The organism is Methylotenera sp. L2L1, from assembly GCF_000744605.1.
In the GTDB taxonomy this organism is placed as follows: Bacteria; Pseudomonadota; Gammaproteobacteria; order Burkholderiales; family Methylophilaceae; genus Methylotenera.
Window position 1 is genome coordinate 1,790,286 of sequence record NZ_JQMG01000001.1, and the last position, 24,466, is coordinate 1,814,751.

General features: G+C 42.7%; 19 protein-coding genes. 13 read left to right on the forward strand and 6 right to left on the reverse strand.

The window, feature by feature from the left end:
- Positions 1–111: 111 nt before the first annotated feature.
- The 4 genes from glgC to FG24_RS08560 all read left to right on the forward strand — a co-directional run bounded on the left by glgC (position 112) and on the right by FG24_RS08560 (position 5,794).
- A complete protein-coding gene (gene glgC / locus FG24_RS08545) occupies positions 112–1,404 on the forward strand; it encodes a glucose-1-phosphate adenylyltransferase (RefSeq protein WP_036302564.1) in 1,293 nt (430 codons plus the stop codon).
- A 141-nt stretch (positions 1,405–1,545) separates the two neighbouring features.
- On the forward strand, positions 1,546–3,279 hold the full coding sequence (locus tag FG24_RS08550; RefSeq protein ID WP_036302566.1) for a glycoside hydrolase family 57 protein: 1,734 nt from the start codon (positions 1,546–1,548) through the stop codon (positions 3,277–3,279).
- A 47-nt stretch (positions 3,280–3,326) separates the two neighbouring features.
- Positions 3,327–4,829, forward strand: coding sequence for a 4-alpha-glucanotransferase (gene malQ / locus FG24_RS08555; RefSeq protein WP_036302568.1), 1,503 nt, complete (start codon positions 3,327–3,329; stop codon positions 4,827–4,829).
- 14 nt (positions 4,830–4,843) lie between these two features.
- On the forward strand, positions 4,844–5,794 hold the full coding sequence (locus FG24_RS08560; RefSeq protein WP_036302570.1) for an ROK family protein: 951 nt from the start codon (positions 4,844–4,846) through the stop codon (positions 5,792–5,794).
- A 99-nt stretch (positions 5,795–5,893) separates the two neighbouring features.
- On the opposite strand, the gene queG is transcribed toward FG24_RS08560, so the two are convergent.
- A complete protein-coding gene (gene queG / locus FG24_RS08565) occupies positions 5,894–6,970 on the reverse strand; it encodes a tRNA epoxyqueuosine(34) reductase QueG (protein WP_036302572.1) in 1,077 nt (358 codons plus the stop codon).
- Between queG and tsaE the strand changes: the two genes are divergently transcribed.
- Genes tsaE through FG24_RS08580 form a run of 3 tightly spaced genes read left to right on the forward strand, consistent with a single transcriptional unit; the run spans position 6,969 to position 10,305 of the window.
- A complete protein-coding gene (gene tsaE / locus FG24_RS08570; protein ID WP_036302574.1) occupies positions 6,969–7,457 on the forward strand; it encodes a tRNA (adenosine(37)-N6)-threonylcarbamoyltransferase complex ATPase subunit type 1 TsaE in 489 nt (162 codons plus the stop codon). The genes queG and tsaE overlap by 2 nt on opposite strands.
- Positions 7,458–7,462: 5 nt before the next feature.
- Entirely contained in the window at positions 7,463–8,896 is a 1,434-nt protein-coding gene (locus tag FG24_RS08575) for an N-acetylmuramoyl-L-alanine amidase (protein WP_036302575.1), read from the forward strand.
- Positions 8,897–8,943: 47 nt separating this feature from the next.
- Complete coding sequence (locus FG24_RS08580; RefSeq protein ID WP_036302578.1) at positions 8,944–10,305, forward strand: MBL fold metallo-hydrolase RNA specificity domain-containing protein; 1,362 nt, start codon at positions 8,944–8,946, stop codon at positions 10,303–10,305.
- A gap of 21 nt (positions 10,306–10,326) precedes the next feature.
- Here FG24_RS08580 and FG24_RS08585 read toward each other — a convergent pair whose 3' ends face one another.
- Complete coding sequence (locus FG24_RS08585) at positions 10,327–11,865, reverse strand: helicase-related protein (protein WP_051901489.1); 1,539 nt, start codon at positions 11,863–11,865, stop codon at positions 10,327–10,329.
- A gap of 238 nt (positions 11,866–12,103) precedes the next feature.
- Between FG24_RS08585 and FG24_RS08590 the strand changes: the two genes are divergently transcribed.
- A complete protein-coding gene (locus FG24_RS08590; protein ID WP_051901584.1) occupies positions 12,104–12,796 on the forward strand; it encodes a type IV pili methyl-accepting chemotaxis transducer N-terminal domain-containing protein in 693 nt (230 codons plus the stop codon).
- Positions 12,797–13,241: 445 nt separating this feature from the next.
- A complete protein-coding gene (gene mutL / locus FG24_RS08595; RefSeq protein ID WP_036302580.1) occupies positions 13,242–15,071 on the forward strand; it encodes a DNA mismatch repair endonuclease MutL in 1,830 nt (609 codons plus the stop codon).
- A gap of 77 nt (positions 15,072–15,148) precedes the next feature.
- Here mutL and FG24_RS08600 read toward each other — a convergent pair whose 3' ends face one another.
- Positions 15,149–16,861, reverse strand: a complete 1,713-nt coding sequence (locus FG24_RS08600; RefSeq protein WP_036302582.1) for a potassium channel family protein — start codon at positions 16,859–16,861, stop codon at positions 15,149–15,151.
- A gap of 40 nt (positions 16,862–16,901) precedes the next feature.
- Complete coding sequence (locus FG24_RS08605) at positions 16,902–17,276, reverse strand: DUF6394 family protein (protein WP_036302584.1); 375 nt, start codon at positions 17,274–17,276, stop codon at positions 16,902–16,904.
- A gap of 211 nt (positions 17,277–17,487) precedes the next feature.
- Between FG24_RS08605 and miaA the strand changes: the two genes are divergently transcribed.
- Genes miaA through FG24_RS08620 form a run of 3 tightly spaced genes read left to right on the forward strand, consistent with a single transcriptional unit; the run spans position 17,488 to position 19,964 of the window.
- Entirely contained in the window at positions 17,488–18,438 is a 951-nt protein-coding gene (gene miaA, locus FG24_RS08610; RefSeq protein ID WP_036302586.1) for a tRNA (adenosine(37)-N6)-dimethylallyltransferase MiaA, read from the forward strand.
- Positions 18,438–19,025, forward strand: a complete 588-nt coding sequence (locus FG24_RS08615) for a hypothetical protein (RefSeq protein ID WP_036302588.1) — start codon at positions 18,438–18,440, stop codon at positions 19,023–19,025. Before miaA ends, FG24_RS08615 begins: the two co-directional genes overlap by 1 nt.
- Positions 19,026–19,034: 9 nt before the next feature.
- Positions 19,035–19,964 carry a DUF2157 domain-containing protein gene (locus FG24_RS08620; protein WP_036302590.1) on the forward strand — a complete coding sequence of 310 codons (930 nt, stop codon included), beginning with the start codon at positions 19,035–19,037 and terminating at the stop codon, positions 19,962–19,964.
- Positions 19,965–20,034: 70 nt separating this feature from the next.
- Here the strand turns inward: FG24_RS08620 and dapC are convergent, their stop codons facing one another.
- On the reverse strand, positions 20,035–21,237 hold the full coding sequence (gene dapC / locus FG24_RS08625) for a succinyldiaminopimelate transaminase (RefSeq protein ID WP_036302592.1): 1,203 nt from the start codon (positions 21,235–21,237) through the stop codon (positions 20,035–20,037).
- A 14-nt stretch (positions 21,238–21,251) separates the two neighbouring features.
- On the opposite strand from dapC, the gene FG24_RS08630 reads away from it, so the two are divergent.
- Complete coding sequence (locus FG24_RS08630; RefSeq protein ID WP_036302594.1) at positions 21,252–22,142, forward strand: DMT family transporter; 891 nt, start codon at positions 21,252–21,254, stop codon at positions 22,140–22,142.
- Between the two features lie 84 nt (positions 22,143–22,226).
- On the opposite strand, the gene FG24_RS08635 is transcribed toward FG24_RS08630, so the two are convergent.
- Positions 22,227–24,314 carry a bifunctional diguanylate cyclase/phosphodiesterase gene (locus FG24_RS08635; RefSeq protein ID WP_051901585.1) on the reverse strand — a complete coding sequence of 696 codons (2,088 nt, stop codon included), beginning with the start codon at positions 24,312–24,314 and terminating at the stop codon, positions 22,227–22,229.
- Positions 24,315–24,466 lie beyond the last annotated feature (152 nt).

A 24,466-nucleotide genomic window follows, 5' to 3' on the forward strand; every position in this document is an offset into this window, starting at 1 on the left:
ATTATAGTGCTTTAAGCTGATTATAATGTAAACGAAAGCAGTCGTACGTAAAATAAGCTAGAGAGCCCAGCTGGCGCAAATTAAGTAACTAACAAACTTCAGGAGGGCATCATGTCGCAAACCCGACAAGCGGACCAAAATTCAGATCGTTTTATTAGTACCTTAACCAAAAACACCGTCGCGATGATTTTAGCGGGTGGTCGAGGCAGTCGTTTAAAAAGCTTAACTGATTGGCGTGCAAAGCCTGCTGTACAGTTTGGTGGAAAGTTTAGAATTATTGATTTCCCACTATCAAACTGCGTTAATTCTGGCATTCGCCGTATTAACGTAGCCACACAATATAAAGCCCAAAGCCTAATACAACACATTCAACGTGGTTGGGGTTTCTTGCGCGGCGAATTCAATGAATACGTTAACATCATACCAGCTCAGCAGCGGATATCTGAAGAGTGGTACAAAGGGACAGCGGATGCCGTTTACCAAAATGTAGATATTTTGCGTGAGGGCGGTGCGGAATACGTGTTGATTCTCGCTGGCGATCATATTTACAAAATGGATTACGGTAAGATGTTAGCGACGCATGTGCGTAGCAATGCTGACATGACAGTTGCATGCATTAATGTACCGTTAGAGGACGCTAAAGGCTTTGGTGTGCTAGCGGTAGACGATACCGATAGAGTGGTGGAGTTTGCAGAGAAACCAGCTAATCCTAAACATATGCCTGGCGACCCAACTAAAGCTTTTGCAAGCATGGGTATTTATGTATTTAACGCAAAATTCTTGTACGAGCAACTGATTCGTGATGCAGGTGACTCTAAATCTAGCCATGATTTTGGTGGTGACATTATTCCGTACATTATTAAAAAATATAAAATTCAGGCACACCGATTTACTGATAGTTGTGTAGGCGCACAAAACGGCAATTACTATTGGCGTGATGTTGGTACGATTGATGCTTATTGGGAAGCTAATATGGAGTTAACGAAAGTGATTCCTGAGCTTAATTTATACGATAGAGAGTGGCCGATCTGGACTTATCAAGAGCAGTTGCCACCTGCTAAGTTTGTATTTAGAGATGAGGGACGTACCGGTAAAGCGACAGACTCTCTTGTTTCAGGTGGTTGTTTGATTAGTGGCTCGTGCATTACCAACACTGTGCTGTTTTCAGATGTACGTGTACATAGTTACGCCAATATTGATGGGTCTGTGATTTTGCCTAAGGCAACGATTAACCGGCATGTTGTGCTGAAAAATGTCGTTGTGGATAGAGGTTGTGTGATTCCTGAAGGAATGGAGATTGGTGTTAATCTGGCATTAGACGCAGAGCGTTTTTATGTGTCAGAAAAAGGCATCGTGTTAGTGACTCCTGATATGTTGGGTCAAGATCTATATCGTGTGGTATAAAAGATTTATTGTGTATGTGTCTTGTTATTCATGCATCTAAGAAGATGGCGTTTGTTTATATTGGTTAAATTCTCTAATCATGCGCTGTCTTCATTGACGTATTTGTTGTTTTAATTTTAATCGTTTAAGGTTTCTGCTGAAGTGAATACTGCTCGTCCAAAGTTATTTCTCAATCTCTACTGGCATATGCATCAGCCAGACTACCGAGATTTGGCAACCAATGAATATGTCCTGCCATGGACATATTTGCATGCTATTAAAGATTACAGTGACATGGCATATCACCTTGAGGTCAATCCTAAAGCACGTGTTAGTTTTAACTTTGTGCCTATTTTGTTAGAGCAATTGGATGATTATGCTCAGCAATTTAAAGAAAACACGATTCGCGATCCATTACTTGCTTTGTTAGCCAAAGAAAATCTTGCTGACATTAGCAATAATGAATGCGATTTGATTGTGCAGAGTTGCTTTAAAAGCCATCACGAAAAAATGCTGAGTCCGTTTCCGCATTACCAGCGCTTGTTGCAAATGTATCAGTTGGTAGAGCCGATGATGACCAATAATCAATTTCATTATCTGTCTGGCCAATATAAGGCAGATTTACTGGTTTGGTATCACTTGGCTTGGTGCGGTGAGAGCTTACGTCTCACGAGTCCAGTCGTGCAGGCACTGATGGCTAAAGGTGTATTGTTTACGCACGAAGAGCGGCTGCAATTATTTGAGGTCATTGCAGAAACTATCTCTGGTTTGATACCACGTTATAAAGCATTGATGCAAAGTGGACAAATCGAGATTTCTACCACACCGTATTACCACCCAATCCTACCTTTGCTGCTAGATTTTAAATCTACATTAGACGCAATGCCCAATGCGCCATTACCTGAGAGTAAGCAGTATGCTGGTGGGCAAAGCCGATCTGTTGCACATATTATGTCTGCTAAAAAGGCGCATGAGCACTATTTTGGTGCTAGCCCACGCGGTATGTGGCCTGCTGAAGGGGCTGTTTCTCATGCTGCACTTTCTTTAATGGCCGAGCATCATTTAGATTGGGCTGCTACTGGGCAAGGTGTGCTGGCCAATAGTTTATTGAAGTCGCAATTAAGTGCAGATAATAAACATGATTACTTATATCAACCTTACCGCGTGACTAATGGTCAGAGTGATATTTTATGTTTCTTCAGGGATGACCAGCTGTCAGACAAAATCGGTTTTGAATACGCAAAAATGCATTCAAATGACGCTGTGAATGATTTTGTTCAGACCCTAGAACATATTCAAATCGGTAATCACGGCAGTACATCGAAGATAGTCAGTGTGATTTTAGATGGTGAAAATGCTTGGGAGTACTTTCCATATAATGGTTTTTATTTCCTCAATGAGTTGTATGCGGCGTTGGCAAATCATCCTGACATTGAAATGACAACTTTTAGTGATATCGTTGATATGTATCAAGCCAATAATGCGATTGATGAGGGATTATCCGCACAGGTCTTGCCACAGATTGCAGCGGGTAGCTGGGTCTACGGTACTTTTAGCACTTGGATAGGTAGTAAAGATAAGAATTTGGCTTGGGATTTACTGTGTGCAGCTAAGAAAACGTATGACAAAGTGTTGGCCAGAAATGCCTTAAATAAACCGCAGTTAGAGGCTGTTGAACGCCAGTTGGCTATTTGTGAAGGTTCTGATTGGTTCTGGTGGTTTGGGGATTACAACTCATCCGACAGTGTTGCCAGTTTTGATCAACTTTACCGTCGCAATTTAATAAATTTATACACACTGCTTGGCGAACCAATACCAGATGCCCTGCATCATAAGATAAGCGCCGGCGGTGGTAATGCAGATAACGCAGGCACAATGAGACGTGGACAGGAATGATTAACACTGTTTAAGTTTCAATGCCCTTAATAATTAAGTAGGTATTTATGACGTTACAGACTCAAGCATCACTTTTAAATCAGCGCCAAGCCGGTGTGTTATTACATATTAGTTCTTTACCAAGCGCTTTTTATACGGGTGATTTAGGCGTTGAGTCTTATCGGTTTATTGATTTTTTACATGAAATAGGCGCTGGTGTTTGGCAAACCTTGCCGATTAATATGCCCCATGCAGATAACTCACCTTATCAATGCCTATCTGCGCATGCGGGCAATCCAGATTTTATTAGTTTGGAATCACTACAGTCTCAAGGGCTGCTGACAAAAGAAGATTGCGCGGGTTTAATTACCAGTAAATTAGCGTTACTCGACAAGGCCTACCTTAACTTCAGTCAACAATCTGAAGACGTGCCAGAACACAAAAAATTTCATCAAGCGTTTGCGCGGTTTTGTAAAAAACAGGCGAGTTGGTTAGATGATTTCTCATTATTTCTGGCCTTGCGACATCACTTCAACGACGCTGGCTGGAGTGATTGGCCAGAACTTTATAAGAATCGTGATCAGAAAACACTTGAACAAGCGCAAGTACAGTTAGCACATGAAATTGCAGTGGTTAAATTTGCACAGTTTGTGTTTTTTACTCAATGGCTTGCGCTGAAAAAGTATGCCACCAAGAAAAGTATTGCATTATTTGGCGATATTCCAATATTTGTAGCTTTCGACAGTGCTGATGTTTGGGCGCATTCTGATTTGTTTAAATTGAATGCGGATAAAACAGTCAGCGTAGTGGCAGGGGTACCGCCCGATTATTTCTCTGAAACAGGCCAACGTTGGGGAAACCCGCATTACAATTGGGAGGCCATGCAGCAAGATGGCTTTAGCTGGTGGGTTTCTCGCATGACAACACAAGGTGAGTTGTTCGATATTGTGCGTATCGATCACTTTAGAGGGTTGGAAGCCGCGTGGGAGATTCCTGCAACAGAAGAAACTGCGATTAATGGTGAGTGGGTGCTGGCGCCGGGTGATGCGTTGCTAGGCGCGATCAAGCAAGCCTTGCCGGAGATTAATCTGGTTGCTGAAGACTTGGGTATCATCACGCTAGAAGTTGATGAACTGAGAAAAAAATACCATTTACCAGGCATGAAAATTCTGCAATTTGCGTTTAGCGGTGCAGGTGATAACCCATATTTACCTGAGAATATTTCAGAAAATAGTGTGGTATATACAGGTACGCATGACAATGATACGACTTTAAGTTGGTATAACAGATTGGATGATTATCAGCGTGGAAATCTGCATGCGTATTTAGCTGCAACGCATGCCGAGGGGCATGAGCCGAAAATGCCTAATGATTTGATTGAGTTGGCCTTGGAGAGTAAGGCATTGTTAGCAATTGTTCCTATGCAGGATATCTTGCAATTAAATGGTCAACATCGCATGAATACGCCGGGCACTGTCACAGGAAATTGGCACTGGCGATTTGGCTGGCAGCAGTTAACGCCAGCGCAAAAAGAGTCGATTCGTATTGCTATCTCTCAATCTGGGCGTTAGTAGGGATTGCGCCTATGCTCATTGGAATTGATGTCGGTGGTACTAATTTACGTTTAGGTGTAGTCGATATTGCAACCTCAACTGAATCAACCAAACCGCGCTTAATTGAAGAGATGCGATTTCAGGCAGACTTCTCTGCCTTTTGTAAGTTACATCAACATGCGCCGGCACTAGCATGGCAAAAAATACTCTCGACGATTGCAAATGCAATCGAGGTGGTGCGGGCTAAATATCCGGAAGTATCAGCAGTGGGAATTGGCTTCCCGGGATTCATCGACCCGCATACACAAGTGATTTCACAGTCACCTAATTTACCAGGCTTACAGAATGTTGATTTAAGTACAGATTTGCGTGCATTAATCGAGCTGCCTGTTATCACCGAAAATGATGCACTTGCTGCGGCCTATGGTGAGTATGTGATGCATCCATATCAAATCAATCATTTAATCTACATGGGCTTAGGCACAGGGGTTGGTGGTGGTCTGGTGCTAAATGGGCGTCCATTTCAAGGCTTGCACGGCGTTGCCATGGAAGTAGGGCATATCATCGTGCAAGAGGGTGGTAGATTGTGCGGTTGTGGCAATCTAGGTTGCATGGAGCAATATGCTTCAGCCAGTGGTGTGGTAATCAGCTACTTTGAATCGACTCAGCAACATTGTACTGCGGCTGAAATCGCCAGCCGTGCCGAGTTGGGTGATCAGGCGGCAGTTGTTGCATACGCGTTAGCAGGTAAATCATTGGCGCAAGCGTTAGCACATATCCTTAAAGTCATTGATGTGACCGATGTTGTCTTAGGTGGCGGCATGAGTGCTGCATGGCCTTTGATAGCACCTTCATTTCAACAGCAGTTAGCGCAAGATTTGATTCCAGCCTTGTGTGGCAAGGTAAAGCTACGCGTTTCTGAGATGGGAGATCAGGCTGGTATTGTTGGTGCGGCAATGTTAGCATCGCTTGCAACTAATTAAAGTTACAAAGTTAGAGGCTAGCCAAGATATTTTTTATGATTGGTGCTGGTGATGCGTTGTTTAATGATGCGGCTTCGTTTATTAGTGATTTCTCAATGCTTATGCTAAATGACGGCTAAGTGCCCAGCGCACATGTTCTTGAACGATTTCATTTTCGTGATGCATGTGTTGTTTGAGTGCGTTGATGATTTCTGGGGTTGTTTCTGCGTTGCCTAGGCCTACTGCAATATTTCTTAACCATTGTGTATAACCGATTCTGTAAATGGCGCTACCTGCCATTTTTAATTTGAACTCGTCTTCTGTCCAATTAAAGCAATCAATCAGGCTCACATCATCTAAACCGTGTTTTACTGCAAAATCAGACTCTTTGGTGATTTGTGCAAATTTATTCCATGGACAATAAAGCTGGCAGTCATCGCAACCATAAACACGGTTGCCAATTAATGGGCGATATTCTAACGGAATGCTGCTTTTGAGTTCAATGGTGAGATAGGAAATGCAACGTCTAGCGTCTACCTCATAAGGCGCTGTAATCGCCTGTGTAGGGCATACCTCTATGCATTTGCTACAACTGCCGCAGTGGTTGCTGGCAGGTTCATCAATGGGTAATGGCAAGTTGGTAAATATCTCACCTAGAAAAAACCAGGAGCCATTGTTTTTGTCGATTAACAAGGTGTGTTTTCCGCGCCAGCCAAGACCAGCTTTTTCAGCTAAGGCAACTTCAAGCACCGGCGCGCTATCGGTGAAAACGCGGTATTCGAATTGGTTCAACTGGTAATGGTGTAATTCACTTTGAATTTTTTCACATAGTTTTTGTAATTTGTTGCGGATGACCTTATGGTAGTCACGGCCGAGTGCGTAGCGTGAAATAAACGCCTTACTACTATTTTCAAGAATCAATGTGCTATTTTCCGCTTGAGGCGGCAGGTAGTCTAGGCGTGCTGAAATAATGCGTTGGGTATTTGGGATTAATTCATCGGGGCGCGTACGTTTAACCCCATGTTTTGCCATATAATCCATATCACCATGGAAACCTTTTTCAATCCAAGCTTGATGTTTAGATTCTGCAGTTTGCAGATTGGTATCAGTAATGCCTATTTGATTAAAGCCAAACTCAAGCCCCCATTTTTTAATTGCATGGCTCAGGTCGCTCAAGTTTTTAGTAGAATTGCTCATGGATAATAATTTTACACTTGAATTGGTAGATGAAGCGGCAACACTCGCTTTTGGATCTGCTTTAGGCAAAGCTATCATACCTAATCTCACTATTTATTTACATGGTGATCTTGGTGCAGGCAAAACCACATTGGTGCGAGGGTTGCTACACGGTTTAGGATTCACCGGTAAGGTTAAAAGCCCAACTTATGCATTAGTCGAGCCTTATGAGAACCTTCAGACAGCGAACGGTACATTAAATCTTTATCATTTTGATTTGTATCGTTTCAACGATGAGGAAGAGTGGGAAGCTGCCGGTTTTCGAGACTATTTCAATGCGGCAAGTGTTTGTTTAATTGAGTGGCCGGAAAAAGCAGAGCATATATTACCAACACCAGATATTGATATTTACTTTAATATTAAGCCTTCTGGGCGTGATGTGCGCGTTGATTGGCATACTTTAGCAGGCCAGGCTTGTGTAAAAAACATTAAAGAACTGTGCAACTAACTCATATGACTAAATATTGTTTCTCTAAATTACTGTCTTTCACCATCTTGCTGAGTTGTTTGTTGCTAAGTGCAACAGCTGAGGCGAACACAGTGACTGCAGTGCGTATCTGGCCAGCTGATATCTATACAAGAATTACGATAGAGGCTGAAAAACCCATCCTCTATAAAATGACAACCTTAAAAGATCCTGAGCGTGTTGTGGTTGATGTTGAAGACATTGACTTAAATGCAGTGATTAAAGCATTGAGTGATAAGGTGTCAGAGAGTGATCCCTATATATCTAAAATACGCGTGGCTAACTTTAAGCCTAAGGTCGTACGTTTAGTTGTCGATTTAAAAGCAGAAGCTAAACCTGCCATATTTACGTTAACACCAGCTGGGGATTACAAGCATCGATTAGTGTTAGATATTTATCCAACCAAAGACCCGTTGATGGCGATGCTTGATGAGCGTGATAATCCGCTTCAAGCGGCTGATGTGGCTACAAATAACAAAGCGGCGCAGGTCGTTACATTGCCACAATCAACTGATGTTCCTACTGTCACTGTAGACAATAATACAGTTGCAGTGGTGAAAGTTGATGAAGGTGCGAAGGCAGTTAATACGACGGCCACAACTACGACTGGAAATGTCGTCGACAGTACACCACAAACTAGCTCTGTTAGCCCGCAAAACGATACTGTCAAAGATAACTTAGAGAATAAGCCATCAACTAAAGGATTACGCCAAATTACCATTGCGATTGACCCTGGGCATGGTGGCGAGGACCCCGGCGCTATTGGTGCTACGGGTAGCCGTGAGAAAGAGATTACTTTATTGATTGCTAAAAAGCTAAAAGCAAAAATTGATGAGGAGCCAGGTATGCGCGCTTTGCTAACGCGTGATGGTGATTACTTTATTCCTCTACACATGCGTGTACTAAAGGCGCGGAAATTACAGGCAGATTTGTTTATTTCAATCCATGCTGATGCATTTACTAACCCAGCTGCACGTGGTTCATCTGTATTTGCGTTGTCCGAAAAAGGGGCAACCAGTGCTAGTGCGCGTTATTTAGCAAAGAAAGAAAATGAGTCGGATCTGATAGGTGGTGTGAGCTTAAATGTGAAAGATCCACTGCTTGCGAGAACCTTATTAGATTTGTCTCAAACTGCAACGATTAACGATAGCTTGAAACTGGGTAAAGCGGTATTAGGAAATATTGGTGAGATTAATAAATTACATAAACACCATGTCGAGCAGGCTGGTTTTGCGGTATTGAAATCACCTGATATTCCTTCTATTCTTGTAGAGACTGCGTTTATTAGCAATCCTGACGAGGAGCGTAGGCTTAATGACAGTGCTTATCAAGATAAGCTAGTACTATCAATTTTGACGGGTATTAAAAAGTATTTTTCGACCAATCCGGCCTTAGCTAAAACAAAGATTGCATTAGATTAACATTCATCCACTAGATTAATACGCACTAATTTAAAGGGAGAGTTTGTATGGAGCTCACATTTTTAGGTGCAACAGGGACCGTCACTGGCTCAAAGTATTTGTTAAAGAGTGGTACAAAGCAAGTCTTGATTGATTGTGGTTTGTTTCAGGGGCTAAAGCAGTTACGGTTGAGAAACTGGTCGAAATTGCCTATCAATCCAGCCAAAATTGATGCGGTTGTATTAACGCATGCACACATCGATCACAGCGGTTATTTACCCCTGCTGGTTAAAAATGGATTTTCCGGCAAAGTCTATTGCAGTGAAGGCACTGCTGATTTGTGCAAAATTTTGCTACCAGACTCCGCACACCTGCAGGAAGAAGAGGCTGAGTATGCGAATCGTCGTGGCTTTTCTAAGCATCATCCAGCGCTGCCTTTATATACCAAAGAAGATGCCGAAAATGCACTCGCTTTATTGATTCCTGTGAGCTTTGATCAAGATGTAGATTTAGGTGATGGTTTAACCTTAAGACTTTCACCAAATGGCCATATTTTGGGGTCTGCATTCGTACGTATTCATAACCCAAAGACTTCTATTTTGTTTTCAGGTGATATTGGGCGTGCTAACGATATTTTGATGAAGCCTCCCGTCCGTATTAAGCAAGCAGACTATTTGTTAGTTGAGTCTACTTACGGCAATCGGCTACATCAGAATGATGACCCCAAAGCTAAATTAGCAGCGATTATTAATAAGACGGTGAAGCGCAAGGGAGTAATTGTCATTCCTGTTTTTGCTGTCGGTAGAGCACAAGAGCTACTGTATTACATTCATTTATTGAAAACCTCAGGTGCAATTGCAGAAGATATTCCTGTCTATTTAAATAGCCCTATGGCTGTTGATGCTACTGAGATTTTTAATCTTTATCATGGTGAGCATCGCTTAAGTGCCGATCAATGTCGTGCGCTATTTCAAACTGCACATATGGTGAATAGTATTGAGCAGTCAAAAGCGCTTAATGAGGCTAAAGGCCCGATGATTATTTTATCAGCAAGTGGTATGGCTTCTGGAGGGCGGGTTGTGCATCATTTAAAGGCTTTTGCACCTAACCCTAGGAACACTATTCTGTTTGTCGGGTTTCAGGCGGCGGGGACTAGGGGTGCTGCTATGTTAGATGGTGCAGAAAGCATTAAAATTCATGGTGAATATATACCAGTACGAGCAAATGTTGAATTGATTTCGAATCTGTCTGCGCATGCTGATTATGCGGAAATATTGGATTGGTTGGGCGGGTTTGAAACACCTCCTAAGAAAACCTTTATCGTACATGGAGAGCCTGTCGCAGCGGATTCGATGCGACGCCATATAGAGGAGCAGCTACACTGGCAAGTGGAAGTGCCTGAATACCTAGAAACGGTGAGACTGGACTAATTTAACATTAGATTGCTCGTGTCAGAATCTTCTTTTTGTCATGATGTAATCAATCTCTCTGCTGGTGTCGCCATACCCAGCTTGGGTGAGTAGTGCCCGCTCTATGTAACGACTTACTTTTTTGCGTAAGCTCGGAACATCTGCACCTTCTGTAAAGTATCGTGGAAATTTAAAACCTAGCCAAGCGTACAAGCTTAAGTTATGGCTAAGTAGCTCAGCTTCTTCCAGATGTTTTGGGTTCTGTGCATCTAGCCAGTTTGGTGCTGGTGGTAAATGTCGAATAGTCGATTCTGCTACGCTTTTTAGACACATTAGGTAATAGTCTTTTTCAAACGCAACATTCAGTGATATCGGAGCACATACGAAGATATACTTGTCTTTTAAAGACATTTTAGGTGCATATTCATCTACGAGCATTGCTTGTGAAATTTGTGACTCTAGTGATGCTTGCTCAAAAAGAGGGTGTTGAAACCGAGTTCTTTCTTGGTGGTAACTGAGTACTTCAGCAATTTTATTTGTATGTAGTAAGTGTGCAACGCTACTGATCTGCATTAAATTAATGCTCACGGGGAGCTTGTTTAAATCGGCAGTGTCATCGGTTGATAACATATGTTCAATATGAATAAGCTCGTCATTCTCCAGTACGTTGACATAGCCTGTTTCATAAATTCCAAATCTTCCTGCACGCCCAGCAATCTGGCGCACTTCAGTCATATTAAGGGGTCGAGAAGCTACGCCATCAAACTTATGAATATTAGAAAATATTACACGACGTATCGGTAAGTTTAAACCCATGCCTATCGCATCGGTTGCTACTAAGATATCTGCCTGACCACTGTTAAAGCGTTCTGATTCCGTTCGCCGGACCTCTGGTGAAAGTGCACCGTAAATACTTGCTACACTGAAGCCCCACTGGCGGAATCTGGCTGAAAATGTGAGTACATCTTTGCGGCTGAATGCAATGATTGCATCGCCTTTTTGTAGTTTAGGCTTGAGCTTCTGGCGGCTGTAGTGTTTTCCACACATGCTTTCATGCTCCAGCAGTAGAGGTGTCTTGCGCACTAGCTGTGTGATGTCATAAGTTTCATTTAGTGACTCAATGGTTGCAATGCAAGGTAATGTGACTGCTGTTGAGCCACAAATGAAAACCGTTGAGGCAGGTGCGCCTACTAGCGCAGCTGTCCATGCTGCACCACGGTCTGGATCTTGTAGCATTTGAATTTCATCAATGACTGCTACATCCACCTCTTTGTTGGTATTCATCATTTCAATGGTTGATGCCGTATGTTTTGCTCCCTCCATGATGTCGCGCTCCTCACCAGTAATCAGGTTGCAGGGAACGCCGGATGCTACCAGTCTGTCACGTATCTCCATTGCAAGTAGTCGAAGCGGTGCTAGATACACACCGGATTCTGCCTTTTCTAATGCGAGTAGTGCCTGATAGGTTTTACCTGAATTGGTAGGGCCAAGGTAAAAGTGATGGTGCCGTTTAAGCTTGCGAGCAAGGGGAAAGCTGTCTGTATAGCTTGTAGGTGTTAAATCTTGGATGCTTAGTTTCATGCTGATGTGAATTTATATCAAAACAACTAAAACACCAACATGCAAATGTTAATAATGCCGGTTTGTTGTTTTTTATGGGTAGAGAAGCATTTTGTTTAGAAATATGCATGGATATTCAGTGTGTGGGTACATGGAATAGAAATTGCTTATTTGAAAGCGAAATGTGAATAGTTTTAAGTGCTGAGTAATTGTACTGATGACGTTCGTTGTTAATGATATCAATAAAAGGGAGAATATTTTGTTAGCAGATTTAAAGCCTCATCAAGCCATACAACACAGTCATCAGTTCAAGACAACAAGTTTAGCTGTCAGTGCAGAAACCTTTGGCGCATTGATTAACTTGGCTGGACGTCAGCGCATGTTATCGCAACGTATTGTATTGAATGCAGTACTTTCAACCATGGGGCATGAAACCGCGTTAGAAACAGCACGTGAAGCATTGGCCTTGTTTAAAGTCAGTCATGCTGCATTAGTGCATGGAAACAGTGAGTTGCCGGGTGTGTTCTTTGAAGAGCTGCGCTTGGTTTATTTTGGTGAAATTGAGGGGGATAGAAAAATTGTTGATTTCACCAATTTGGTAGAAAAAGCATTAAGTGCTTGTGAGTCTGGTTTTCGTACCGTGCCGGACTTGCTTAATGAGCTGGGAAGGCAGGCTACGCCTATTGTTGCGCTACTTAACCGTATTACTATTGTTTATGAAGATGAGTCAAAAAAACATGCAAAGGTACAGCGTAAGCAACATCATGAATTGATGAGCAGTATTCAGAATATCGCTAAACAAGCACGCATTGTGTCGGTGAATGCGCAAATTGTTGCAGCACGCGCGGGTGAAGTAGGGCGCGAGTTTGCGGTGGTTGCGGGCGAGCTCACGAATATTACCGCCAAAATTGATGAGTTAGTAAGAGTTGCGGTAGGCAATGCTTCTATTTAATGCCCAAACTCAAATGTAAGTTTTATCGTATATCTCGTATTTTCATATGTTTGTGTTAAGTCTTTGATTGTTTAAATGGCATGTGCAGTAGAGCTTCACATGTCTAGTTAATTCCTCCCAAGTTAATTCCACAGATTATTGCTATTCTCCCGATACTCAGAGTAGTGCGTTAGCACTACTTTGGGGCGTTGTTAGACGGGCTTATTGGTGCATGGTCAGCAACTCTTCAATTAATTTCAGCCATTGTTTTAGTGATTAACTTCAGCTTAATATCCTCGTCTTTTATGCACTGAAAATTTACTAACTAAAACATCTGGAATTTCATTAGACGGTAGTTTTCTTTCGTTTTTATTTCTACTTGAATAATGATTGGCTATACGTAATAGTTAAATCGCTTTATATAAAGCGGGTTAAAATATCGTCATCAAAAAATAAATAAATTTTTATGGTAACTATACGTTTACTTCCAGACCAGCTTATTAGCCAAATTGCCGCAGGTGAAGTGGTCGAGCGTCCTGCATCCGCCTTAAAAGAGCTGTTGGAAAATAGTCTGGATGCGGGTAGCACTGACATTCAAGTATCTTTGTTGCAAGGCGGCATTAAGCAAATGCGCGTGACAGATAATGGCGCAGGCGTTGCTAAAGAAGATTTGATGCTAGCGTTAACGCGCCATGCTACTAGTAAAATAGCTAGCCTTGAGGATTTAGAGTCGGTCGCTAGTTTGGGTTTTCGTGGTGAAGCTTTAGCGAGTATTGCTTCAATCTCTCGTACACAGTTATTAAGCCGCCAAGTTGATAGTAAGCATGCATGGCGTATTGCATCTGAAGGCAGTGATATTTCTGCGATTGAACCGGCTGCGTTGGATGCCGGCACGGTGATTGAAGTATCTGATTTGTATTTCAACACGCCTGCGCGTCGTAAGTTTTTAAAAACAGAGGCCACTGAGTTTGGGCATTGTGAAGAGATGTTTACGCGGATTGCACTCTCACGCCCAGATGTGGGGCTAATGTTGCAACACAACGGGCGAGCATTAAGTCGTTTGACGATAGGCCAGCCCGAAAGAAGATTCTCCGAAGTTTTAGGGAGTGAGTTTGTGGCAGAGTCTATCAGTGTGGATGAATCGGCCGCTGGTTTGCGTCTATGGGGAATGGCAGCAAAACCGACTTTTAATCGCAATAGTCGAGACACACAGTACGTTTACGTGAATGGCCGCTTTGTTCGAGATAAAGTGATTGCACATGCAATACGGCAAGCTTATCAGGACGTATTGCATCATGATAGGCACCCTGCCTTTGTCTTGTTTTTAGAGCTGGACCCGAATTTGGTGGATGTTAATGTTCATCCAGCTAAAACTGAAGTCAGATTTAGAGATAGTCAGTCTATCCATCGTTTTATATTTCATTCGCTCAATAAAGCGCTGGCGATTCCAACGGGCGTTTCTAATGCGGTCACTGCAAATCAGGCGCAATATAACCCGTTCAGCCCACAGGGTGCGAATACAGCATCTGCTAATCCAGTGCTATATCCAACTCATCAATCTCAGATTAACTTGAGTGCCCATGAAGGCCCAAGCTTTTACCAGTCAATGTTTGGCGGTAATCAGAGTCAGGTATTCAATACCACGTCATCACCTGTGAATCTATTACCTGACGATTTGGCAAGTAAAGAAACTTTACATGACTGTCCGCTTGGCTTTGCGGTTGGGCAGATACATGGCGTATACGTACTTGCTCAAAATAAAGAGGGCTTGGTGGTCGTTGACATGCATGCGGCACATGAGCGGATTATGTATGAGAAATTAAAGAATGCATTAGATAATCAAACTGTACAGATGCAGCCATTATTATTACCGGTTAGTTTTAATGCGGATAAGTTAGAGGTTGCTACTGTACATGAAGCGTTGGCAAGCAATCATGCAACGCTTCAGCAATTAGGGTTTGATATTGCGATATTGTCACCCACTACACTTGCTGTGCGTGCTGTGCCAACCATGTTACAAGATGCGGATGCAGTGACTTTAGCGCGAGACGTATTACGTGATCTTCGAGAATATGGCGCTAGTCGTGTGCTGACTGAACGTAGAAATGAGTTACTTGGTACGATGGCATGCCATGCCGCGGTGCGTGCAAATCGTAGTCTTACTATTCCGGAAATGAATGCTTTACTGCGGGATATGGAGGCGACAGAACGTTCAGGGCAATGTAATCACGGTCGACCTACTTGGTTTCAAGTCAGTATGACGGATTTAGACAAGATGTTTATGCGAGGAAAATAACGAAATTATAGGCACGTGATACTCTAGTATTTGTAATATTTCAGTATTCTTAATATTTCACTACTAACGTGGATTAGTTATTTTTTAGGACGACTCTTTCTTTTAAATTTACTTTCAAGCCATCGCCAAACCAAACTGTTTGGTATCTCAATACCATCAATAATATAAGTCAATGTTTTAGTGTTGTTTAATATCGTGGGTAATATTGATTTAGTCTCTGGACTGCCACAGAATAAAATACGGTCGCCAGCTTTTAATCGGGTGGCAGGATCTGGCACAAGGTTAGGTATGTTGTTGCGTAGTAGCAATATAGGCACAAGGTCTAGCGGCTCTTTTCTGTTGGCTGGGTCTTGCATTAGATGCTGCACGGTGACATTTAAGCCTGACTTAATGAGCTCTATTACTGCAGGAGTATTTGCTTTATCAATTCGTACTGCCCAAGTCTCAGGCACAGTTTCACCCATTGTCATGACAAGTTGGCTAATTAGTTTGTTTGCCCAGTCATTGGTTTGGCTGCGTGCTAGGCTGAGGAATTGTGCCAGCAACGGTGAAATCATGTGCGCCAAGCATTCATGTGCGATGATTTCAGTAGGTTGCATGGTGATGTCTGCATTAAACTGCTTAAACAACCGTCCATTGTGACGTCTGTTTTTGCGAATCACCACAAATAGTTTTGGGTTGAGCTCAAAGGCTGTCATGACAATAGACAGGTTGTTCGTGTCATTGTCTGTCCCTGCAACGATGCCTACAGCGTTGGTGATATCGGCCTCAAGCAAGGTCTTGGCTTCAGTGCCGCTACCTACAATACAGTAATCACAACCAGTCAATTCTGGCATGGCCTCAATAATCGTGGTGGTGATATGCTCTCGTTCCAGGTTCTCTACAACAGACTTACCAAATCTGCCATAACCACACACTACCCACATGCCTTTGGGAGGGGTTTCTGGTGGCGGCAATGTATCGCCAGGCACGCCTGTGAGCCATTCGTGTAGTAGGTAAGTACCCAATGCATGTACGCGCATTGCTAGTTGGTCACCAAACAGTGTGTAGGGGTTGATAATATGGTCTGTACCAAATGAGGCCATGTTGGCGGCAATGTCATCACGTTCCGAGCGCGCAATCACTAGCAAATCTGGATTCATAAGCTTCACGGCAACAGCTACCGCAAGGTTGACATTGTCGTCATCGGTAAGGGCGATCACACCGCTACATAGTGGGTGAAGTACGCCAGCCCTTTCCAGATTTTCTGGCAGTATGGCGTCTGCACACAGATATGGGATGATATTTCTAGTGTCAATAAGTTCTAGCTCGTTGAGACGCTCTTGCTGCGGTTCAATGACAACGACACGCATGCCTTTTTCATCTAAAGCTTTTGCTAATAGACTAGATGACTGACCATAGCTGCAAAGAATATAAAACGGTTCTTGGAATTGACGTACTTTATTGGCAAAGCGTTCGGTGGTGACTGCTTGGCGAAGCCCTGTGTCCTGCAGCAGCGTGATAATTTTACCGACAGCATAAAACCATGGAATAACCGTGAGATAAATCGACAATGTTAGCCATAAGCGCTGTGCTTTACTGTAAGCGTAAGGGATTTCACCAAAGCCGATGGTCGTAGCTGTGTAGCTGATGACATACAGCGCATCAAAAATGCTCATCTTCCAAGGCTGACCTTTATCATCAACCCCAGGCATTAACGTTAAGCCGATAATGGCAATGGCAAAACTAACGATGATTAGAATCAGCGGACGTCTTAATCGACGTAATATTAAAAACAGTATGCTATCCATGCTGATTAACCATGTTGATTAATTTAGTGTGCTGATGAATTTAGCGTTTCTGGCTGATGGTTTCAGAAATTAGTAGCACTACTGAAATGATATTCGCCATGAGTGCACCGCCTGATAAAGAAACGATATAGACAGTTAGGCTTGCTTCGTCATAGCTGCCACTCAGTGCTGCCCATAGAATAGCAGCGGTAATCAGTTGTAAGTCTGCAGCTAAGCTTGTTGATAACAATATTGCACCTACGTGGGTACGGTCGCCAAATTTAAGTACGGTTGCAATTAAGCTAACGGTAATTGCCGCGTATAACTCGTAAACATGGTGGTGAGTTGGATTATCAATGTCACCAATAAAAAATCCAAAATTCAGTGTCATTGCAAGGACGATGAAAAAACCAAAAACAACTTTTTCTAAATTCATGGATAATCCTATCAACAAATAGAGTGCAAAAAATATATACTAATCTGCAGGGTGCGCCAGATGGCTACAGCAAATTAGCATGTGGCAATAGCGGTATTATACAGATTTCATCTAGACCTGATTGCAAGAAGTAACGGCCCAAAAGGGTCGTTGCTATGTTTAACGAAAGTGACTCCACCTGAGAGTGGTGTCTTAATTAAGAATGTATTGAATGAACTTAACAACATTGCCACCAGCTATTTTTTTAATGGGTCCAACCGCTAGCGGTAAGACCGATTTGGCAGTAAGTCTTTATAAAAAACTACCGATAGAGTTGATTAGTGTAGATTCTGCATTAGTTTACCAAGAAATGAATATAGGTACGGCTAAGCCTAGTGTTGAAGTGTTGGCAGAAGCGCCGCATGCTTTGATCGATATTATTCCGCCAACGGAAGTGTACTCAGCCTCTCAGTTTAGAAATGACGCATTAAGATTAATGGCTGATATCACTGCACGTGGAAGAATTCCATTGTTAGTAGGCGGCACCATGCTTTATTTCAAAGCGCTAGAAGAGGGCTTAAGTCAATTGCCTGAAGCTGATGCTGATGTAAGACAAAAAATTGAACAAGAGGCATTAGAGCTTGGTTGGCCAGCCATGCATGCAAAGTTGGCGTTGGTCGACCCTGAAAGTGCGGCACGCTTACAGCCTAACGATGTGCAAAGAATAGAGCGTGCTTTAGAGGTTTACCGAATCACCGGACGCTCCATGACATCATTGCATCAAGCAACAAGTGGCGATGCACTGCCGTACCGATTACTGAAGATTGCATTAGTGCCTAGTGATCGCAAAGTGTTGCATGAGCGAATTGCTATCAGGTTTGATCAAATGCTAGCGGATAGATTTATTCACGAAGTGAAAGCATTAGTGAAGAAATATCCTGCATTGACATCTGATAGTACTTCAATGCGCTGCGTCGGTTATCGTCAGGCTTTAGAGTATTTGGCTGGTGTGTATAATCAGGATGAACTGCGGGATAGAGGTATTTTTGCCACGCGACAATTAGCCAAGCGTCAGTTGACATGGTTGCGCAGTATGGAAGGTTTACAACAAGTAGATTGTTTAAATGCGCAGATGCATGAAGATGTGTTGAATACTGTCATAACATTTATTAAAGGACAATGATGAAAAACTTTGTTAAAGAAAACTTGGTGTTGATTGTGGGGCTGACTTTCCCTCTATTGTTGATTCTCATTTTCTTTGCATCGACTGTGATTCCAAAGTTAATGAGTCCACCACCGCAATATGAAATGTTGTTTACCACTAAACAGTATGATTACCAAAATAAAACAGACTACTTGATTAATTTTTCAGTAAAGAACCAGAAGTTAATGGTTAAAGTGAATAAGAATGAGAACAAAGACCGCAGTTATGATTTAACGCGACTGATGGCTTACGACGCCAAGGCTGACACTGTGCGCGAAATTACAGTCGATATTTCTAAGGCGATTGCAACTGCGGCTGATGGTGCTGTGGTGTTGCAGGAAACGGAAAATATGACGATTGATACTGCAATGGTCTCACCAGATGGCTATCGCCTAGATGGCCCCCATTATGGTGGGGGCGGTATGGTAGGCGGGCTGTTTGGCGGTGGTTATCGCGACAGTGGCTTTAGGCTTAGAAAGGGAAGCATTGGTTATAAAATCCCTCATACACAGCAGCATTATTACTACAACCAAGTCCAGTTTGTTGGGTGGGTCATCAAAAAATAAGGGGTTGGTATGTCACTTAAAGATGATGCTTTGCAAGATATTGTTTCGTTAGCGAAATATAATCAAATCACCTTGGCTGAGATTGCACAGGCGCTTGATACCTCCATGCAGCAGCCAAGCAAAGAGCCAGCGGGGGTGCTGTCCAAGTTGTTTGGCTATATAGGCGGTATTTTCATGTTTGCAGGCATTGGTGTATTTATATCAATGTATTGGGATGACTTTGGCTCTGCATCACGTGTAATTGTGACGCTAGGCACAGGGCTGACTGCTTTTATCATGGGTTTAGTTTGCCTAACTAACAGTAAATATGAGCGTGCTACAACGCCGTTATTCTTAATATCGTCGTTGTTACAACCAACTGGCATTATGGTTATGTTGCAGGAGTATTCATCCGGTGGTGATGTGCGTCATGGATTGTTGTTCATGGCTGCTTATATGCTGATTCAGCAAGGGGCAGTTTTTTGGGAAAAACAGCGCACTGTGATGGCGTTTAGTGCAATATTGTTTGGGTGCATCTTTTTTGCAAATTTATTTGATATATGGGATGTGGATGAAAAGCTAATTGGCATTGTGATTGGTAGCTCTTTGTTGTGTATCGCTTATGCTATTAATCAATCCAAGCATATTGCAATTGCCCCGTTTTGGTACTTTGTTGGAGCAGTGTTGCTACTGTGGTCAATATTTGAATCTGTAGAAAATACCTTGTTGGAACCTTTGTATCTTGGTGCTACGGCTTTTACAATATTTTTAAGTACCTATGTGCGCAGTAGAACGCTATTGCTGGTAGGTACGCTAACGATGCTGCTTTATATCGGATACTATAGTGCAGAGCATTTCGCAAACACGGTGGGCTGGCCTATCGCTTTGGTGATTATCGGCATTGCTTTAATCGGCTTGAGTGCACTTGCTGTACGTTTAAATAATCAATACATTAAGTAGCTTGTTGAGGTTCGAGTGATGGCATTATCACTAATCTGTTTTCATCCAGATTAGTGATAATGCCAGTAGGCTAGAAATGGGCACTGATTCGATTAGCCGCTTCTATACACTCTTCATAAGAGGCAACTAAGGCCATACGGATAAAGTTCTTGCCCGGGTTTACACCGTGGGCCTCACGCGCTAACAGGCTGCCTGGAAGCACAGTAATGTTGAGGTCTCGGTATAGTTTCACTGCAAATTCTGTATCAGAGATGTTAGCGTCTTTGATTTTTGCCCATAGGTAAAATGCCGCATCTGGTACCGCTACATCCAATACACTGTTTAGCAATGGTGTGACGTCTTTAAATTTTGCAGCATAAAGTCTGCGGTTTTCAATCACATGCGCTTCATCGTTCCATGCTGCAATAGAGGCAGCCTGCACGGCAGGGTTCATCGCGCAGCCGTGGTATGTGCGGTAGAGCGTGAATGATTCAATAATTTTGTCATCGCCAGCCACAAAGCCTGAGCGCATACCTGGTACGTTAGAGCGTTTGGAAAGCGAACTGAACACAACCAGATTTTTATAGTCTCTACCCAGTAGATGCGCAGCTTGTAATGCACCTAGTGGTGGTGATGCTTCATCAAAATAGATTTCTGAATAGCATTCGTCAGCTGCAATCACAAAGCCATATTGGTCTGATAAGCTAAAAATAGTGCGCCATTGCTCTAAGGTCATGACCTTGCCGGATGGGTTGCCCGGGCTGCAAATATAGACTAATTGTGTACGCGCTAATACATCAGCAGGTACGCTTGAAAAGTCCATCACATGGTTATAGTTTGGATCTTGATGTGGCAGCGTATTTAAAAAGTAGGGGGTAGCGCCAGCTAAAAATGCAGCGCCTTCGTAAATCTGATAAAACGGATTGGGTGAAATCACGATAGGATCAGGTTTTTTATGATCGATAATCACCTGGGCAAAAGCAAACAATGCTTCGCGGCTGCCGGTAACAGGCAGAATGGCTTTTTCAGAATTGAGTGCAGGCACTTGGTAGCGACGTGAAATCCAATCAGAAATCGTAGTTCTTAGCTCAATAGCGCCTATAGTCGTGGGATAATTAGCTAAGCCACTTAGGTTCTTGACTAAGGCGTCTTTAATTAATAGTGGTGTTTCGTGTTTGGGCTCGCCAATTGATAGGTTAATCGGCTTAAAAGCTGCATTGGGTGTAACACCTTTAAATAGATCGCGCAGACGTTGAAACGGATAGGGCTGTAATAAATTTAGATTTGGATTCATAAGGTAACATTATAGTGAGCAACGCCAATAATAAAAACTTTTTTGCAGTATTTGGCCTACTTTTTGGTGCATTTTGCTGGGGCATTATTTGGTATCCATATCGCTTAATGTCCGAGGCTGGTGTGTCTGGGGTAGCCTCCAGCTTTTATACATACGCACTTGCTGTTGTCTTCGCCAGCGTTTTATTAGGTAAGCATTGGCGAGGCGCCAACAAGCTACCATTGAGCATTGTGTGGTTGGGGATGGTCGCAGGTTGGACAAACCTGAGTTACGTACTAGCGATCATTGATGGTGAGGTGATGCGTGTGATGTTGCTGTTTTATTTATCACCAATTTGGACCTTAATTCTCGCCCACTTTTGGTTAAAAGAAAAAACTCTGTTCACAGGCTATATTGCGATAGTTGCTTCCTTGATAGGCGCATTTATTATGCTCTATGACGTTAAGCTTGGCGGCCTGCCACTACCGAGAAATATGCCGGAGTGGCTGGCATTATCTTCAGGCATCGGCTTTTCCTTAACCAATGTGATTACGAGAAAGTCTAGCCATTTAACTTTAGTGGCTAAGTCCTATGCAATATGGATTGGCGTGATGATGGTTGCGCTGTTGTTTGTGCCGATTATGCAAACCAACATACCAAGCCCGACTGTATTTACCCTAACCGAGTGGGCCGTGATGTCATTCATTGCCTTGCTGTTAATTGCGGCAACTTTTTTTGTGCAGTATGGCGTGGCAAAAATTGAGGCAACACGTGCATCTGTGCTCTTTTTATTTGAGCTGGTAGTGGCTGCCATCGCTTCGTATTACTTAGCGCATGAAACCATGGAGCTGAATGAGTGGCTGGGCGGGAGCCTCATTGTGATTGCGGCAATATTTGCGGCGATTCAACATCAGGATGCTGTTTAATTAAGCTTAACGGGTGATGTGCTGGCTATTGTGAGCGGTGTGGCGTGGTTGAAAATGGTGGGGTTTGTTATGGGTGCAAGGTGTTTAGCTGTTTATCTGGGTTAGCAAGAACTGTTCAAACTGCTGCTCGGGTAATGGCTTGCTGTAATAATAGCCTTGCAGTTCATCGCAGCCTATGGACTTTAGGTAATCATACTGATATTGCGTTTCTACGCCTTCAGCTATCACCTCTATGCCTAAGCTTTGTCCTAAAACGATGATGGCTTTCAGTATTGCTTTATTTGCAGGGTCTTCTTCAATACTACTTACGAATACTTTATCTATTTTCAGTCTATCGATAGGAAAGTCTTTTAAATAAGCCAAGCTGGAATAACCAGTACCAAAATCATCAATTGCCAGTTTTACGCCAATTTTCTTGAGAGAATGTAATGTCTCTATAAATTTTGATGAATCATCTATCAGTGTATTTTCTGTGATTTCTAGCTCGAGGTAGCTGGGATCTAATTGCGTAACGCTTAAGATTTTTTTGATGGTGTTGGCTAGGTTGGATTGTCTGAATTGTCGAGGTGAAACATTAACTGCGATAGGAATGTATTGGCCAGTTTTTTCCTGTAAGGCTTTGGCTTTATAGCAGGCCGTGGCGATTACCCATTCACCAATCGTTTCTATTAAACCCGTTTCTTCGGCAATGTTGATAAACTTAAGCGGCGATATTAACTCCCCCCCTGCGGGTTGCCAGCGAATTAACGCTTCAGCGCCACATATTTTACCTGTTGCAAAATTTACTTTAGGTTGGTAATGCAGTATAAACTCTTCTGATTCAATGGCTTGGCGCAGATTATATTCTAATGTGACGCGCTCAGTTAATGCGGCATTGAGCGCCTGGGTGTATATCTGGAAGTTATTTCTACCCGCTTTCTTAGCCTTGTACATGGCTGTATCGGCATTGCGGAGCAGTGCGTTTGCATCAAGTCCGTCATCAGGGTAGATGCTAACACCAATGCTACAAGTGACTAAGTAATCTAGATTGTGAATGGTCATTGGCACAGCAACGGCTTCAAGTACACGCTGCATGCTCAGAAAAATATCATTGGTGTCATCAATATTGGTAAGTAGTATGACAAACTCATCACCGCCTAGCCTTACCACCGTGTCGATTTCTCGCACTGCGCTGGATAATCTTTTGGCCATGATAATGAGCAGCTGATCACCAACTTCATGCCCCATACTATCGTTAATGAGCTTGAATTGGTCTAAATCTAAAAATGCAACCGCCATTTTGTTCTTATAGCGATTTGCAAAATTGATGCACAGCTGTAACCTATCATTGAGCATGTTGCGATTGGGTAAACCAGTTAAGCTGTCATGCATCGCCTGATATTCTAGCTTTTCTTCGTAGCTCTTACGGGCAGTGATGTTTTCAACGGTTCCCTCGTAGTAGAGCAGGTTGCCTGACTCGTCGTGTACTACCCGTGCGTTTTCAGAAATCCATATCGTACTTTTATCTTTCCGATACACTAGTGATTCAAACTTTTCTACGCTATCGTTTTCTTTAAGTAATTGTACAAACTCTTCACGGCGACCGGGTTTTACATATAGTTGTTCTTGTATATTGTTGAACGCATGGATAAGTTCTTGAGGTGAGCTATAGCCGTACATCCGCGCCAGTGAATGATTCACAATCAGGTAATGCCCGTCAGCGGTGGTCTGAAAAATACCCTCAAGGGTATTTTCAAAAATTGAACGGTATTTGAGTTCTGCTGCCAGTAGTGATTGTTCAATATTTTTGCGTTTTTCAATATTCTGGATATAACCTTCTAGGGCGATGACGACGCCTGCATCGTTGTAAATTGGGTTGCCACGTTCTAACACCCAAATAACACTGCCATCTGCATGGCTCAGCCTATATTCAACTTCATACCGATTACCCTCACGGAGCGCGTTTTTGATGGTTTTACGCACCATGGCTCTATCATCTTCAAACGTCATTGCTTCATAAGAAATGTATTTATTATGAAGCAGGTCATCGGTGTCGTAGCCCGTTAACTCTTTGCAGCCATTACTGACAAACACCATGGTCCAGTCTTTGTCATACAGGCAGCAGTACAGCATTCCTTCAAGGTTGTGCATCAATGCATCATGCATGTGCTTATCATTCTTAAAAGCGACCATGGGTGTTCCAGATTGATGTCGTGATGATGCAAGTTTCATTGATTTTTTATTATGCAAAAGTTGATGCTTGTATCGATTAAGCATTAACTATGCCAGTTTTTATTGAACGCATTTTTTGGTATTCAATCATTCAAGCTCTGCTTTTTAAAAGG